Source organism: Brotocaccenecus cirricatena (assembly GCF_020687045.1).
GTDB lineage: Bacteria > Bacillota > Clostridia > Oscillospirales > Oscillospiraceae > Vescimonas > Vescimonas cirricatena.
Window position 1 is genome coordinate 1 of the sequence record NZ_JAJEPW010000037.1, and the last position, 15,325, is coordinate 15,325.

Consider the following 15,325-nt stretch of genomic DNA (forward strand, 5'->3'; position numbering starts at 1 on the left):
CAAAGGCTCTCGTATGCCGTGAGCAGGAAGAGGGCCGCTTTGTTCCGGTCAGACAGACGCCAGCAGCGTTCCCGCCAATGTGTCCATCTTCGTCGGTGTGCATCGGACAGGAAGAATTGAGGGTTTCTTTCTCTGAGTTGCTGATGCATCCGTTTTCGGAACTTCGGTCCCATAGAGGGTGCGAAGCACTCCCGCACGAACTCATTCAGCTCCAGTACACCTGCTTCGATCCGTTCCTCCAGACAGGTGCATTCACATAGGCGGCACGGATGCTTGCGGACATAGTTCTGGCAGTATTCGCACGCCACATCTTTGGGCGTGTAATGAAATGGGCTGCGGTATATTCCACCGCCTCTGGGTTTTTGACCGGGCTGAGACATCATCAACTGCTCCAACGCCTGCAGCGGCGTGTCTCGCATGAAATAGCACGGCATAAGCGAACTCCTCTCTGAAATGAAAAAAGGGCCGGAATCTTATTGCTAAGACTCCGGCCCTTACCATTTGATATTACATTGTCTGTTCCTGCGTCGGTTCAGTGTCCTGCTGCTGGATGCGCTCCATAATGTCAGGCAGGCACTCCTCGATCTGCTTCCGCACATCCTGAATTGTCTTTTCCTGATCGTATGACAGTTCAAAGCTGCCCTGCAGGGTGTCCGTGCAGCAGCGATAGATCTCAATGAGCTGCTTCTCCCGGAAGAGCTGTTGTTCTGGGATCAGTCCGGAACGAGTGGCGAAGTCACGCTTCGCTGCTTCGTAATTGCCGGACGAATATAATCCGGTGTAGTAATGACCATGAGATACGCCCTTGCGGTCGAAGCTCCAGTCCCAGGTAACAAACTGGACACCATATTTGCTCTGGATACCGGCCAGCACGATGTCATTGAAATCCGCCAGCACCTTGTAGCCGTCCTCCAGACCGTCGGCTTTCAAAAAGGGCGCCGTCTCCATCTGCCGCATATATTCCGCTGTGGTCCTGACGATCTCATACACCTTGTCCTTGGCATCGATCCGTTCCGGCTCATCGATATCCTCATTGCGGTAGGTAATACCACCGTTCTCGGTCACCTCGCACAGCGGCGCACCGTCAAGCAGGACACGCAGTCCACCAGCGTGAGTCCTGTCCGCGTGAAATCCTTCTCGGGCAAGGACAATTGCTGCTTCTCTGAGGTAGTGGTTCTTTTCTTCTGCGCTGATACTCATATAACTCCCCCGTGTATAAAAAAATAAGGCCGGAGCGATCATGCTCCGGCCTACAAATACAGGCGCTGCTACCAGCGCCCTTTTTGAAATGAAAAAGGGCGCCGCTCCATTGGTCCGTCAGGACCAACAAAACGACGCCCAAATCTTTGTGATTCTTTTTTAAGAAAAATACCGCTGCCAGCCAGAAAAATCGCCGCTCAAAAAGGGCGCTGGCTGAATATATCTGCCAGAAGGGAGAAAATGCCCGGTTCGAATCGGGGCAGACGCTCTGAAACAGCGATTTGCATCTATGGTTTGAAAGAAGAAATCCGGGCCCGAAAAAGCCCGGAAACGGTTGATGCGCCTGGCTTTTCGCCAGACGCATCTATACCGTTTCGTTAATATGGAGGTGACACCCAGATTTGAACTGGGGAATGAGGGTTTTGCAGACCCTTGCCTTACCACTTGGCTATGTCACCATACAAGAGAAACGGCTTTTGGGGGCCGTTTCTCTGTTTGGAGCGGGCGACGAGGCTCGAACTCGCTACCTCGACCTTGGCAAGGTCGCGCTCTACCAGATGAGCTACGCCCGCATATGGCGCCGGTATTCCAGCACCATGGTGCCTCCGGTCGGAGTCGAACCAACGACACGCGGATTTTCAGTCCGCTGCTCTACCAACTGAGCTACAGAGGCAAATGGCGACCAAGATGGGGCTCGAACCCACGACCTCCAGCGTGACAGGCTGGCGTTCTAACCAACTGAACTACTTGGCCAAATGAAATTTGGTGGGAACAACTGGACTCGAACCAGTGACCCCCTGCTTGTAAGGCAGGTGCTCTAACCAGCTGAGCTATGCTCCCGTCCTTGCCGCACGCATTAGTACCGCAGCGACAAGAGAGATTATACTAAATATTAGCCAGACTGTCAACACCAAATTTCAATTTTTTTACTATTTTTTTCGGGCGTCCGCGGCCAGCTGCTCCAGCTGCTGGCGGTCGAAGTCATACACCGCGTCGCAGAACTGGCAGGTCATGTGGCAGGAGCCCTGCTCCCGCAGGATGCCCTCCAGCTCGTCGGCCCCCAGGGACAGCAGCGCCCGCTCCACCCGCTGGCGGCTGCAATAGCACTTGTATCTTACCGGGCAGGTCTCCAGGATCTTCAGCTCAAAATCGGACATCACCGTCCGCAGCAGGTGCTCCGGGTCCGGATCCCGGTCCAGGATGGCGGACACCGGCCCGGCGGCCATGATGCCGCCCTCCACCTTGGCGATGGTGTCCTCCCCGGCCCCGGGCATCAGCTGGATGAGATAGCCTCCGGCGGCCTTGACGCTGTGGTCCCGGTCCACCAGCACCCCCAGGGCGCAGGCGGTGGGAATCTGCTCCGACTCCACAAAATAACCGGCGATATCCTCGGCGATCTCGCCGCCCATCAGGTCCACGGTGCCCACATAGGGCTCCTTCATGTGCAGGTCCTTGATGACGGTGATGGTGCCCTCGCCGCCCACGGCGCCGCCTACGTCCAGCTTGCCGTCGTCCCGCAGGGGCAGGTCCACCTGGGGATTGGCCACATAGCCCCGGACGTTGCCCTCGGCGTCGGACACCGCCAGCACCGTACCCAGAGGGCCGCCGCCCTTGATCTGCAGGGTCAGGCTGGCCCCCTGGCCCTTCAGGGCATTGCCCATCATGGACGCACCGGCCAGGGCCCGGCCCAGGGCCGCCGTGGCCACCGGGCTGGCGTGATGGATCTGCCGGGCCCGCTCGGTAAGCTCCCGGCTGCAGATAGCCGCGGCCTGCACCAGGCCGTCGGTGGAAATCGCTCTTACAATATAATCGCTCATGCTTACAAAACCTCTTTTATTTGCGAATGCAGGTGAAATACACCCGATCCTCACCGGGTACGGGGCGGCGCAGCTTCCCGTCGCCCCAGGTGCGCACGTCGGCAAAGCCCGCCTCCTCCAGCCACCGGGTCAGCTGCTCCACGGAGTAGCCCCGCTGGCGGTGCAGCTCGAAGCTGCGGTCCCAGGACCCGTCCTCCGCCAGGGTGAACAAGTCCATATAATAGGTACACAGCCCCCGGCGATATTCGGTGCGCCACACGCAGTAGGTGTCCTCCGTCTCGTCCAGGAACACCTGTCCGTCCAAGGCGGCCAGCCGCTCCGGCAGCCGCACGTCGAAGGCCAGCAGGCCCCCGGGGCTGATGAACAGGTGCAGCCGCTGAAAGGTCCGCTGCACGTCCCGGGGATTTGTCAGATAGTTCAGGCTGTCCAGGCAGCAGATGGCGGCGTCCACGGTGCCGTACAGGTCCAGCCGGGGCATGGACTGGTGCAGGAACAGGGGCGGTACCTCCGCCGGGGCGCTTTTCTCCCGGGCGGCGGCCAGCATCTCCTGGGACCCGTCCACAGCGATGAGCTCATAGCCCCGCCCGGCCAGCAGCCAGGTCATGGACCCGGTGCCGCAAGCCAGGTCCAGCACCGTGTGCACCGGGATGCGGCTGCGGCGGAACAGCTTTTCCAGAAAGTCCGCCCGCTTTTCATACCCCACGTCCCAGGTCAGCTCGTCATAGGCCCCGGCCAGCTGCTGGTAGCTGCTCATTTGTCCTCCTGCTCCTTCATGCGCTCCAGCACGTTCTCGTACCCTCCCGCGCCGTTGAGCAGGGACCGGTTCACCCGGCTGATGGTGGCGCTGGAGGCGCCGGTTTTTTCCAGAATATCGCTGTAGAGCATTCCGTCATTGAGCAGAGTGGCCACCTCATAGCGCTGCTCCATGGACCGCAGCTCGGAAATGGTGCACAGGTCCTGGAAGAAGCTATAGCACTCCTCCTCATTTTTCAGGGTCAGGATCGCCCGGTACAGCAGATCGCTTTTTTCCTTCTGGGCAATCTTGGATTTCGCCGCTCTTACCATAATTGTTTTTCCTCCGTTTCCAAAAAACGTAGTATTTGTTTTCCTCGGGTAGTCATTTTACCATTTTAACCTATAAAAGTAAACCGTTTATGCCAATTTTTTTGCAAATTTTACGGTTTGTTCACACTCTCCCCTGCCGCCGTCCGGCAACGCTCCCGGGAGCGTTACCGGACACTTTGCGTTTTAGCGTCCTAAATCCTACCAACCTACCATGCTGACGGTAACGGTTTTTGCGCGCTATTTCGTCCCGTCTTAAAAATCTCAACATATTGTCGACCCTTTTCGCGATAAATTCCGGTAAAATCGTCCGTTTTCGATTTTCCACACGGGAATCTTTACGCCATCGGGGGAAATCTTTATGAACTATTTATGAATGCGGACTATTCGTTGTCACCATTTTCACGAAATTTGTGCTATACTCACTGCGTAAACCAGAGCTGTCCGGGAGCTCTGAAAATCACAAAACGACTATAAAGGAGTGTGTGTTTGTGGCAACATTTATCATCGGTCTTGTGATCCTGTTCGGCGGCGCTGCGCTGTACGGACGCTTCTGCGAGAAAGTTTTCGGGCCTGACGACCGTCAGACCCCGGCCTACGCCAAACAGGACGGCGTGGACTATATCCCCATGAAGGGCTGGAGAAACAGCCTGATCAACCTGCTGAACATCGCCGGTACCGGCCCCATTCTGGGGCCCATCCAGGGCATTCTGTTCGGGCCCATCGCATTTATCACCATCCCCATCGGCAACGTCATCGGCGGCGCCATGCACGACTATTTCTCCGGCATGATCTGCCTGCGTGACGGCGGCACCCAGATGCCCCAGATGATCAAGCGCTATTCCAATAAGGGCATTTTCAACGTATACAACGTGTTCTGCTGTCTGCTTCTGCTGCTGGTGGGCGCTGTTTTCGTTTATACCCCCGGCGACATTGCCACCACCTCCGTGTTCGGCTTCGATGGCAAGCCTACCTCCGTCTCCACCTGGATCATTTACGGCGTGATCTTCCTGTATTACCTGGTCGCTACCGTGTTCCCCATCGACGCCATCATCGGCCGCATTTATCCCATCTTCGGCGCCATCCTGCTGTTCTCCGCCGTGGGTGTGTTCATCGGCATCTTCGTCAAGGGCTATCCCCTGCTGAACGTGTGGGACGACTGGTCCTCTCCCATCCTGCAGCTCACCGGGGCTGACGGCGCGGTTAAGAGCTTCACCTATGCAGACTACTTCAAGGGCGGCCACTTCCTGCCGATCTTCTTCGTTACCGTGGCCTGCGGCATTCTGTCCGGCTTCCACTCCACCCAGACGGCTATCATCTCCCGCACGGTGAAGAACGAGCGTCAGGGCCGCATGACCTTCTACAACATGATGATCCTGGAGGGCTTCATCGCTATGGTGTGGGCCGCCGGCGCTATGGGCGTGTACAATCTGGCTCTGCAGGAGCCCAACGCCTCCCTGGCCACCGGTACCATCGGCGTGGTCTGCAAGGACATCCTGGGCCCCGTGGGCGGCGTCATCGCCCTGATCGGCGTCATCGTTCTGCCCATCACCTCCGGCGATACCGCTCTGCGCGCTCTGCGTCTGTCCCTGGCGGAGACCTTCCACCTGGACCAGTCCACCAACGGCAAGCGTATGCGTCTGGCCATCCCTGTGTTTGTTCTGGCTGCCGGCATCATCGTGTTCGCCAAGTTCAACAAGGACGGCTTCAACATTCTGTGGCGTTACTTCGCATGGTCCAACCAGACCCTGTCTCTGTTCGCCTTCCTGTGCATCACGGTGTGGATGTTTGAAAACGGCAAGGGCAAGTTTGCGTGGATGCCGCTGATTCCCGGCGCGTTCTACGCCTTCATCTGCTCCACCTACATCGCCAATGCCCACATCGGCTTCAACATCCCCTGGACCGCCTCCTACATCATCGGCGTGGTGTTCGCCATCGCCTATGTGGTGGCTCTGTGCCTGTATGGCAGAAAGCGCGGCGCGGCTGTGAAGCTGAAAATGAACAAGTAACTCTTTTTCTCCTGACAGCATATAGGTGTAAATCCCCCGGCACCTGCCGGGGGATTTACACTTTTTGTCCGGTGTTTTTTTAACGGTTTTTCGACGGGATTCTCATTTCAGGGATTGAGTCGGGCGGTTCGATATGTTATACTGGACTTACTTTTTCAGGAGGCAAGCCATATGACACTCAACGAATTGAAAATCGGCCAGTCCGGGGTCATCACCACCGTAGGCGGCGACGGCCCCCTGCGCTGCCGTTTGCTGGATATGGGGCTGATCCCCCGCACCGCCGTGAAGCTGATGAAGGTGGCCCCCATGGGGGACCCCATCGAAATCCGGGTCCGGGGCTATGAGCTGACCCTGCGGGTGGAGGACGCCATGAAGATCCAGGTAAAGGAGGCGGCGGTATGATTTTCGCCCTGGTCGGCAATCAGAATTGCGGCAAAACCACGCTTTTCAACGCCCTCACCGGCTCCAACCAGCACGTGGGCAACTTCCCTGGCGTCACCGTGGACCAGAAAACCGGCGAGATACGGGGCGAAAAGGGCTGCTCCGTGGTGGACCTGCCGGGTATCTACTCCCTGCGGCCCTATACCCAGGAGGAAATCGTCTCCCGGGACTACATCCTCAACCAGAAACCCGACGGCATCATCAACATCGTGGACGCCACCAACATCGAGCGCAACCTGTACCTGACGCTGCAGCTGCTGGAGCTGCGGGTGCCCATGGTGCTGGCCCTGAACATGATGGACGAGGTCCGGGCCAACGGCGGCGCCGTGGACGTGCAGCGGATGAGCCGGGAGCTGGGCATCCCGGTGGTGCCCATTTCCGCCGCCAAGGGCGAGGGCGTGTCGGAACTGGTGGACCAGGCCCTGGCCGCAGCCCGGGACCGGGTACTGCCCAAGGTCACGGACTTCTGCGCCGACGATTCCGCCGTCCACCGCTGCATCCACGCGGTGGTGCACCTGATTGCCGACCACGCCGACCGCATCGGCGTTCCGGCCCGGTTCTGCGCCGCCAAGCTCATCGAGGGCGGCGACGACCTGGCGGACCGTCTGGCCCTGGACCAGAACGAGCGGGAGCTGCTGGAGCACTGCATCGTCCAGATGGAGACGGAGACCGGCCTGGACCGCAACGCCGCCCTGGCGGATATGCGGTACAGCTTCATCGAAAACGTGGTGTCCGTCTCGGTGGTCAAGTGCCGCGAAAGCCGGGAGCACGCCCGGTCCGTAAAAATGGACCGCCTGCTGACGGGCCGCTACACGGCGGTGCCGGTGTTTCTGGGCATCATGCTGCTGACCTTCTGGCTGACCTTCGACGTCATCGGCCAGCGGCTGTCGGACTGGCTGGCGGTGGGGGTGGACGCCCTGACCGCCCTGGTGGACCGGGGCCTCACGGCCTACGGCATCAACCCGGTGGTCAAGAGCCTGATCGTGGACGGCATTTTCGCCGGCGTGGGCAGCGTGCTGGTGTTCCTGCCCATCATCGTGACCCTGTTCTTCTTCTTGTCCATCCTGGAGGACACCGGCTACATGGCCCGGGTGGCCTTCGTCATGGACAAGCCCCTGCGGAAGATCGGCCTCTCCGGCCGCAGCATCGTCCCCATGCTCATCGGCTTCGGCTGCTCCGTCCCCGCCATCATGGCCACCCGCACGGTGTCCTCGGACCGGGACCGGAAAATGACCATCCTGCTGACGCCGTATATGAGCTGCTCGGCGAAAATCTCCATCTACGCCTTCTTCACGGCGGCCTTCTTCCCCCGTTACCGTGCCCTGGTGATGATCGGCCTGTATGTGCTGGGCATCCTCATCGGCATTGCGGCGGCGCTGATCATGAACAAGACCGCCTTCCGGGGAAAGCCCGTGCCCTTCGTCATGGAGCTGCCCAACTACCGGCTGCCCAGCGTCAAAAGCGTGGCCCTGCTGCTGTGGGAAAAGGCCAAGGATTTCCTGCAGCGGGCCTTCACGGTGATCTTCCTGGCCACCATGGTCATCTGGTTCCTCCAGAGCTTCGACACCCGGCTCAACGTGGTGTCCGACAGCGCCGACAGCCTACTGGCCCTGATCGGCCAGGTGCTGGCCCCCCTCTTCGCTCCCCTGGGCTTCGGCGACTGGCGCTGCGCCACCTCGCTGATCTCCGGCTTCATCGCCAAGGAATCCGTGGTCAGCACCCTGGAGGTGCTGCTGGGCGGCAGCGCCATCTCCGGCCTGTTCACCACCCGGTCCGCCCTGAGCTTCCTGGTGTTCACCCTGCTGTATACCCCCTGCGTGGCGGCGGTGGCCACCATCCGCCGGGAGCTGGACTCCTCCCTGAAAACCCTGGGCGTGGTGGCCATGCAGTGCGGCGTAGCCTGGCTGGCCTCCCTGGTCATGTACGCTATCGCGGGGCTATTCTAAGATTGTTCCAAAAGGGCATTGCCCTTTTGGAACAGCAAAAAAATCCCCGGCTGCCAGGCAGCCGGGGATTTTTGCTATGCGGTTTTATGCGCCGAAGGGGTTCAGCACTTCTCGTAGATGGTGGCAACGCCCATGCCGCCGCCGATGCACAGAGTGGCCAGGCCGCGCTTGGCCTCGGGACGCTTCTGCATCTCGTGCAGCAGGGTGACGATGATACGAGCGCCGGAAGCGCCCACGGGGTGGCCCAGAGCGATGGCGCCGCCGTTGACGTTGACCTTGCTCATGTCGAAGTGCAGCTCGCGGGCCACGGCGATGGACTGGGCGGCAAAGGCCTCGTTGGCCTCCACCAGGTCGATGTCGTCGATGGTCAGACCGGCCTTCTTCAGAGCCTGACGGGAAGCGGGCACGGGGCCCACGCCCATGATCTTGGGATCCACGCCGCCCTGGCCCCAGCCGATGAGCTTGGCCATGGGCTTCAGACCGTACTTCTCCACGGCCTCGCCGGAAGCCAGCACGATGGCGGCAGCGCCGTCATTGATGCCGGAGGCGTTGGCAGCGGTGACCCGGGGCTGACCCTTGTCGGCGGCTTCCTGGATGCCGGTGGGCTCAAAGGTGTTCACCACCTGGGGATTGGGGGACTCGGGGCTGACGGGGAACGCGCCGCGCAGCTTGGCGATGCCTTCCTTGGTGACGCCGGCCTTGGGATACTCATCCTTGGCGAAGGGGACCATTTCCTTCTTGACCTTGACCATCACGGGGACGATCTCGTCGTCGAAGCGGCCGGCCTTCTGGGCGGCCTCGGTCTTCTGCTGGGAGGCGGCGGCGAAGGCGTCCTGCTCCTCGCGGGTGATGCCCCAGATGTCGTTGATGTTCTCGGCGGTGGTGCCCATGTGATAGTTGTTATAAGCGTCCCACAGGCCGTCCTTGATCATGGTGTCCACCAGCTTCTTGTCGCCCATGCGAGCGCCCCAGCGGGCGTCCATGGAGGCAAAGGGAGCGGCGCTCATGTTCTCGGTACCGCCGCAGACCACCACGTCGGAATCGCCGGCCAGGATGGAGCGGGCGCCCTCGATGACAGACTTCATGCCGGAGCCGCAGACCATGCCCACGGTGTAAGCGGGAACGGAATAGGGGATACCGGCCTTGATGGCCACCTGGCGGGCAACGTTCTGGCCCTGGGCAGCGGTCAGGATGCAGCCGAACATGACCTCATCCACGTTTTCGGGGGCGATATTGGCGCGCTTGAGGGCCTCCTTCACCACCACGGCGCCCATCTCGGCGGCGGGGGTGTTCTTCAGGGAACCGCCGAAGGAGCCGATAGCGGTACGGCAGCAATTGACGACATACAAATCTTTCATAGTGGTAATTTCCTCCTACATTTTGTTTTAGGGTTCTACTCTGTACCTATATCGTAGTCATTTTCGACCGAATAGTCAACCCCAGATTGCTCCGAATCGCAAAAATCGTGGAACTGAACAGGATTTGACTGGATTTCTTTGGTTGTTTGACTAAAAATTAACAAGCTGGTTAATTTTATGACAAGGCCGCCCGGGCCTCCTGGAGCTTGGTATAGAAGTCGCCCACGTTGAGCTTGTTATACAGGCGGGTGTTGTAGTCCACCTGGGCGTTTGCCACGGCGTCCTTGATCCGGGTTTCAAACAGGGCGTTCACCACGGCGGACCGGTTCAGCTCCCGGCCCACCGCCACATACAGGGCGTTATCGGTCTCGATGACGCCGCTGACCTGGCCCGGCTCCAGGGCCGCCACGGCGGCGGCCAGGGTCTCGCCCATGTCCCCGGCGGAGGCGGTGACTCCCTCCTCCGTCACGTTCTCCATGCCCAGCTGGGACGCCAGGTCCAGATAGGTGGCGGCAACGTCCTGGGAATCCCGCAGCTGCTGGGCGAAGCTCTCCGCCGCCAGGCGGGTGTTGTCATCGTCCTCGCCGTCCAGGGGCCAGTACAGCAGCAGACAGGTGGCATAGCCGTTGTCCTTGGCCAGGGCGTCGATGTCCTCCTGGGCGGGATACAGGGCGCTTCCTTCGGTGCAGAAGGCCTGGCGCACCCCGGCGTACAGATAGTACCCCTGGTTGATGCTGTCGAACATGGTCTCCGACACGCCCATGCCCTGGATCTGCTTGAGATAGGCCTCCTGGCTGCCGTAGTAGTTGATATACTGCTGGCGCTGCTTTTCCAGGGCCTCCCGGTCGGAGTCGGTCAGGGTCACGTTCCCCTGCCTGGCCCACTGGCGGATCACGGCGTACAGCTTCACCGTCTCCAAGGCGTCCTGCTTGGCATAGGCCCCGTAGGTCATGCCGTCGGACAGCTCCGCGTCAAAGTCCAGGTCCGACACGTTGGCCGACAGATACTCGCAGTCGTAGGCCACCCAGTACAGATACTCCTCGGCGTCGATGGTCTCGCCGTTGACGGTCAGCAGCTCCGCGTCCGGCCGGATGCCGGAGGCCTGGTAAAACAGGCCGTCGCTGCGGTGGCCGTTGGTAAGGATCCCGCTGGCGGAGATCACCGCCACCAGCGCCACGGACAGGACCACCGAGGCGGCCAGACGGATCAGGGATTTTTTCATGTTGCTCCTCCTTCATGGGCTTTGCCCAGTTCTTCTTTTTTCAGCCGCAGCTCCTCCGTCAGCTTCCCGGCGGCGGCCAGGGCGTCCTCCCCCGGGGAGAGGTGCAGCTGCAGCCGGGGCGGCTCCCCGGCGGACAGCCGCAGGCGGCTGCGATAGCCCGGCATGGTGCACACGGCCATGAGGCTGGGCACATCCACCCGGCTGTCAAAGGTGAAGGCCACCACACCGGCCTTCTGGGTGATATCGGTGATGAACACCTCCGCCGCCGCCGCCCGCAGCAGGGCCACGTCCAGCAGGGCCATCACCGCCTTGGGCGGGTCGCCGTAACGGTCCGTCAGCTCGTCCACCAGGTCCGAGGCCTCCTCGGTGGTGCGGATGGCCGCCATCCGGCGGTACAGGTCCATCCGCTGCCGGGGGGAGGACACATATTTTTCCGGAATGTGGGCCGAGGTGGCCAGGTCCGCCGAGCAGTCGGGGCGGATGTCCCGTCCCCTCCCCTGCTGCTCCAGCACCGCGTCGTTCAGCAGCTTCAGATACATATCATAGCCCACGCTCATGAGATAGCCGGACTGCTCCGGCCCCAGCAGGTTGCCCGCCCCCCGGATCTCCAGGTCCCGCATGGCGATGCGGAAGCCGGAGCCGAAGGTGACGTACTCCCGGATGGCGGACAGCCGCTTGGAGGCCACCTCCGTCAGCACCTTCCCGGGGCGGTAGGTCAGGTACGCATAGGCCCGGCGGGCGCTGCGGCCGATGCGGCCCCGGATCTGGTGCAGCTGGGACAGGCCCAGCCGGTCCGCGTCCTCGATGATCAGGGTGTTCACGTTGGGGATGTCGATGCCGGTTTCGATGATGGTGGTGCACACCAGCACCTGGATCTCGCCGTCGGCCATCTGCTGCATCACGGAGCTGAGCTCCCGCTCGGCCATTTTCCCGTGGGCGATGCCGATGGCCACGTCCTCCCCCAGCCACTGGCGCAGCCGCCCGGCGGTGGACTCGATGTTCTCCACCCGGTTGTGCAGGTAATAAACCTGGCCGCCCCGGCTCAGCTCCCGGCGGATGGCCTCGGCGATAACGGGCCACTCATGCTCCACCACATAGGTCTGCACCGGCTGGCGGTCGTGGGGCGGCTCCTCGATGGTGCTCATGTCCCGGATGCCGGACAGGGCCATGTTCAGGGTCCGGGGGATGGGGGTGGCGGACAGGGTCAGGGTGTCCACCTGCTTGGCCCGCTCCCGGAGCTTTTCCTTGTGGGTCACGCCGAAGCGCTGCTCCTCGTCGATGACCAGCAGGCCCAGGTCGTGAAATTGCAGGTCCTTTCCCAGGAGTTTATGGGTACCGATCAGCAGGTCCACCTTTCCCGCCTGGGTCCGGGCCAGGATGTCCCGCACCTGGGCCGGGGTCCGGAACCGGGACAGCACCTCAATGTTCACCGGGAAGGAGCGGAAGCGGTTCACCGCCGTGGCATAGTGCTGCTGGGCCAGAACGGTGGTGGGCACCAGAATGGCGGCCTGCTTGCCGTCCATGATGCACTTCATCACCGCCCGCAGGGCCACCTCGGTTTTGCCGTAGCCCACGTCGCCGCACAGCAGCCGGTCCATGGGCCGGGGCTGCTCCATGTCGGCCTTGATGTCCCGGATGGCCTGCAGCTGGTCGTCGGTTTCCGTATAGGGGAAGGCGTCCTCGAACTCCTGCTGCCAGGGGCTGTCCGGGGAGAAGGCGTGGCCCGCCAGCCGCTGCCGCTGGGCATACAGCCGGATCAGCCCCTCCGCCAGGTCCTTGGCGGCGGCCTTGGCCTTCCGGGTGGTCTTGGCCCACTCGGTGCCCCCCAGCTTGTTGAGCTTGGTGCGCTCGTTGTCCTCGCCGGGGCCGATATACTTGCTGACCAGGTCCAGGGACGTGGCCGGGACGTACAGCACGTCCTGCCCGGCGTAGGCGATCTTAATATAGTCCTTCTCCACCCCGTCCACCGGCAGGCGCAGCATGGCCACGAACCGGCCGATGCCGTGGTGGGCATGGACCACCAGGTCCCCGGGGGTCAGGTCCGTATAGGACTGGAGCTTCTGCTGATTGCTGTCCCGCTTGGGCCGGGGCTTTTTACCCCGGCCGGACAGGGGCGTGGTCAGCTGCCCCTCCGTCAGCACCGCCAGCCGCCCCTCCGGGTATTCGCACCCGGCGGAGAGAGCGCCCACGGCGATGAGCACCGTGCCCTTTTCCGGGGACTTTTCCCCGGACAGGTCCACGGCGGCGGGGATTTTCCGGTCCGCCAGCATCTGCTGCAGGTTCCTGGCCCGGACCTCGCCGCCGCACAGCACCATCACCCGGTAGCCTGCGGTGAGATAGTGGGTCAGGTCCGTGCAGGCCAGCTCCAGAGACCCGCCGTAGCTGGACAGCTGCTTGGCCGTCAGCTGTAACAGGTCCCGGGGAGCCAGCAGCTGCCGGCCGGTGGTGAGGCTGTCTAACTGCACCGTGGGGCGCTTTTCCAGCCGGGCCGCCAGCTCCTGCTCCGAGGCGGCGAAATCCGCCAGCTCCCCGGCCAGGAAGCCCGCCTCCATTCCGGCGGACACGTCCTCCTTCAGCTGCCACAGCCAGCCCCGCAGGGCCTCCGCCGTCCGGCCGCTTTCCTCCACGCATACCAGGGCGTTTTCGGGCAGATAGTCCAGGGCCGTGGTCTTTTCCGGATACACCGCCGCCAGGCACCGGTCCGGGCCGTTGGGGGCCATGCCCTGGCGCAGACGGGCGGCGTCGGCGGTCAGCAGCTCCCGCAGGGCCTGGGTGCCCTGCTTCCGGGCCAGGCGCTTCACCGCGGCCTCCAGCCGCAGGGCCGCCTGCTCCGCCTGGCCCTCCTGCCAGGCCGGCAGCACCTCCGCCGCCGGAAGCAGCAGGGCCTCCCGGCGGTTTTCCACCCGCCGCTGGGTGGCGGTGTCGAAAATGCCCAGGGAGTCGATCTCGTCGTCGAAAAATTCGCAGCGCACCGGCTGCTCCATTCCCGGGGAGAACACGTCCAGGATGCCGCCCCGCAGGGCGAACTGTCCCGGGCCCTCCACCTGGTCGCACCGGGTGTATCCGGCTCCGGCCAGCCGCCGGGCCAGGTCCCCCAGGTCCCACCGCTGGCCCACGGCCAGGGTCAGGACCGTCCGCTCCAGCACCCGGGGCGGGATGCACCGCTGCACCAGGGCCTCCGGGGTGGTCACCACCACGGGGCTGCTTCCCAGGCGGTACAGAGCCGCCAGCCGCTGGTTTTCCCATTGGCGGCTGGCCTCCATGGGCCGCCACTGCAGCTCCCGGGCCGGCAGCACCAGCGGCTCCTGCCCGGTGAGCACCCGCAGGTCACCGGCCTGCCGCCGGGCCTCCCGCTCGTCGGGACACAGCACCACCAGCGGCCGCCGGGTCTTCAGATGCAGGGCCGCCTCCACCTGGGCCCGGTGCACCGGGCTTACGCCGGTGATCAGCACCGGGCTTACGCCGTTTTCTACGTCCTCTGTCAGCTGCCGCACCTCCGTCAGGCGCAGCAGCTCCTTCATCAGCGCCTTCACCGGGCACCTCCCTTCCTCCGCAGCGTGCTCGGGGGCGTATACGACTGTAGTATACGCCCCGAAGCTGTAACAGAACTTAAAAGTATCAATTGAACCGGTTCATGGCCCGGTCGATGCCCTCTGTGATCAGGGTCTTGGCGGCGTCGCCTGCCCGGTCCAGGGCGTCCTCCACCGCCGTCCGGTCCTCACCCATGGGCTTGCCCATGACCCAGTTCACCATGTCGTGCTCCCCGGGCCGGGGGGAGCCTACCCCCACCTTGATGCGGGGGAATCGGTCGGTGCCCAGGTGCTGGATGATATTCTTCAGGCCGTTGTGTCCTCCGGCGCTGCCGCCGCCCCGGATCCGCAGCTTCCCGGCAGGCAGGGACACGTCGTCGCTGATGACCAGCACATGGTCCGCCGGGATCTTGTAAAACCGGGCCGCCTCGCCCACGGACTCGCCGGACAGGTTCATATAGGTCTGGGGCTTCATCACCAGCACCTGCTGGTCCCCCACCTTCCACTGGCCGGTCCAGGCCCGGAAGCGCAGCTTATTGAAGCGGAGGCCCTCCCGGTCCGCCAGACGGTCCAGGGCCATAAAGCCCATGTTGTGCCGGGTGGCGGCGTACTGGTTCCCGGGATTCCCCAGGCCCACCAGCAGCCAGCTGATCCCGCCGCCGCTGCGATGAAAAAACATAGCGTCACATCCCCCTGTATCGGAAAACTGCCGGTAAAAATAACCGGGCGAAAAAATCGCC

The 15,325-nt window shown here is 62.4% G+C and carries 11 protein-coding genes, 5 tRNA genes and 1 pseudogene; 3 read left to right on the forward strand and 14 right to left on the reverse strand.

Going from position 1 to position 15,325, the window contains the following annotated elements; translation table 11 throughout:
- The 10 genes and pseudogenes from LKD37_RS11575 to LKD37_RS11620 form a co-directional block, all read right to left on the reverse strand.
- A pseudogene (locus LKD37_RS11575) lies at positions 1 to 434 on the reverse strand (hypothetical protein); the annotation flags it as partial.
- A gap of 73 nt (positions 435 to 507) precedes the next feature.
- On the reverse strand, positions 508 to 1,200 hold the full coding sequence (locus LKD37_RS11580; RefSeq protein WP_302929362.1) for a hypothetical protein: 693 nt from the start codon (positions 1,198 to 1,200) through the stop codon (positions 508 to 510).
- 383 nt (positions 1,201 to 1,583) lie between these two features.
- Positions 1,584 to 1,658, reverse strand: a tRNA-Cys gene (locus LKD37_RS11585).
- Positions 1,659 to 1,696: 38 nt separating this feature from the next.
- Positions 1,697 to 1,772 (reverse strand) — tRNA-Gly (locus LKD37_RS11590).
- A 25-nt stretch (positions 1,773 to 1,797) separates the two neighbouring features.
- A tRNA-Phe gene (locus tag LKD37_RS11595) sits at positions 1,798 to 1,873 on the reverse strand.
- Between the two features lie 3 nt (positions 1,874 to 1,876).
- Positions 1,877 to 1,953 (reverse strand) — tRNA-Asp (locus LKD37_RS11600).
- Between the two features lie 10 nt (positions 1,954 to 1,963).
- Positions 1,964 to 2,040 (reverse strand) — tRNA-Val (locus LKD37_RS11605).
- A gap of 89 nt (positions 2,041 to 2,129) precedes the next feature.
- Positions 2,130 to 3,017, reverse strand: coding sequence for an Hsp33 family molecular chaperone HslO (gene hslO, locus LKD37_RS11610; protein WP_302929363.1), 888 nt, complete (start codon positions 3,015 to 3,017; stop codon positions 2,130 to 2,132).
- Positions 3,018 to 3,033: 16 nt separating this feature from the next.
- Complete coding sequence (locus LKD37_RS11615) at positions 3,034 to 3,771, reverse strand: class I SAM-dependent DNA methyltransferase (RefSeq protein WP_302929364.1); 738 nt, start codon at positions 3,769 to 3,771, stop codon at positions 3,034 to 3,036.
- Positions 3,768 to 4,082 (reverse strand): YerC/YecD family TrpR-related protein, encoded by a 315-nt coding sequence (locus tag LKD37_RS11620; RefSeq protein ID WP_302929365.1) that lies wholly within the window; start codon positions 4,080 to 4,082, stop codon positions 3,768 to 3,770. Before LKD37_RS11620 ends, LKD37_RS11615 begins: the two co-directional genes overlap by 4 nt.
- A 488-nt stretch (positions 4,083 to 4,570) precedes the next feature.
- On the opposite strand from LKD37_RS11620, the gene LKD37_RS11625 reads away from it, so the two are divergent.
- From LKD37_RS11625 to feoB, 3 genes are all read left to right on the forward strand, one after another.
- A complete protein-coding gene (locus LKD37_RS11625) occupies positions 4,571 to 6,088 on the forward strand; it encodes a carbon starvation CstA family protein (protein ID WP_302929366.1) in 1,518 nt (505 codons plus the stop codon).
- A gap of 171 nt (positions 6,089 to 6,259) precedes the next feature.
- The gene (locus LKD37_RS11630) at positions 6,260 to 6,490 is read left to right on the forward strand and encodes a FeoA family protein (RefSeq protein WP_302929367.1); all 231 of its coding nucleotides are present in this window, start codon (positions 6,260 to 6,262) and stop codon (positions 6,488 to 6,490) included.
- Positions 6,487 to 8,475 (forward strand): ferrous iron transport protein B, encoded by a 1,989-nt coding sequence (gene feoB, locus LKD37_RS11635; protein ID WP_302929368.1) that lies wholly within the window; start codon positions 6,487 to 6,489, stop codon positions 8,473 to 8,475. The genes LKD37_RS11630 and feoB overlap by 4 nt, the downstream gene beginning before the upstream one ends.
- A gap of 101 nt (positions 8,476 to 8,576) precedes the next feature.
- On the opposite strand, the gene LKD37_RS11640 is transcribed toward feoB, so the two are convergent.
- The 4 genes from LKD37_RS11640 to pth all read right to left on the reverse strand — a co-directional run bounded on the left by LKD37_RS11640 (position 8,577) and on the right by pth (position 15,264).
- Entirely contained in the window at positions 8,577 to 9,833 is a 1,257-nt protein-coding gene (locus LKD37_RS11640) for an acetyl-CoA C-acetyltransferase (protein WP_302929369.1), read from the reverse strand.
- A 175-nt stretch (positions 9,834 to 10,008) separates the two neighbouring features.
- Complete coding sequence (locus LKD37_RS11645; protein ID WP_302929370.1) at positions 10,009 to 11,055, reverse strand: peptidylprolyl isomerase; 1,047 nt, start codon at positions 11,053 to 11,055, stop codon at positions 10,009 to 10,011.
- Positions 11,052 to 14,588, reverse strand: coding sequence for a transcription-repair coupling factor (gene mfd, locus LKD37_RS11650; protein WP_349048684.1), 3,537 nt, complete (start codon positions 14,586 to 14,588; stop codon positions 11,052 to 11,054). The genes LKD37_RS11645 and mfd overlap by 4 nt, the downstream gene beginning before the upstream one ends.
- An 85-nt stretch (positions 14,589 to 14,673) precedes the next feature.
- Positions 14,674 to 15,264: an aminoacyl-tRNA hydrolase gene (gene pth / locus LKD37_RS11655; protein ID WP_302929371.1), complete on the reverse strand. Its 591-nt coding sequence runs from the start codon at positions 15,262 to 15,264 to the stop codon at positions 14,674 to 14,676.
- Between the last annotated feature and the right edge of the window lie 61 nt (positions 15,265 to 15,325).

Coding starts and splice junctions, on each gene's coding strand:
- LKD37_RS11645 (WP_302929370.1), bottom strand. CDS start 11,055: ATGAAAAAATCCCTGATCCGTCTGGCCGCCTCGGTGGTCCTGTCCGTG.
- pth (WP_302929371.1), bottom strand. CDS start 15,264: ATGTTTTTTCATCGCAGCGGCGGCGGGATCAGCTGGCTGCTGGTGGGC.
- hslO (WP_302929363.1), bottom strand. CDS start 3,017: ATGAGCGATTATATTGTAAGAGCGATTTCCACCGACGGCCTGGTGCAG.
- LKD37_RS11615 (WP_302929364.1), bottom strand. CDS start 3,771: ATGAGCAGCTACCAGCAGCTGGCCGGGGCCTATGACGAGCTGACCTGG.
- feoB (WP_302929368.1), top strand. CDS start 6,487: ATGATTTTCGCCCTGGTCGGCAATCAGAATTGCGGCAAAACCACGCTT.
- LKD37_RS11620 (WP_302929365.1), bottom strand. CDS start 4,082: ATGGTAAGAGCGGCGAAATCCAAGATTGCCCAGAAGGAAAAAAGCGAT.
- LKD37_RS11630 (WP_302929367.1), top strand. CDS start 6,260: ATGACACTCAACGAATTGAAAATCGGCCAGTCCGGGGTCATCACCACC.
- LKD37_RS11640 (WP_302929369.1), bottom strand. CDS start 9,833: ATGAAAGATTTGTATGTCGTCAATTGCTGCCGTACCGCTATCGGCTCC.
- LKD37_RS11580 (WP_302929362.1), bottom strand. CDS start 1,200: ATGAGTATCAGCGCAGAAGAAAAGAACCACTACCTCAGAGAAGCAGCA.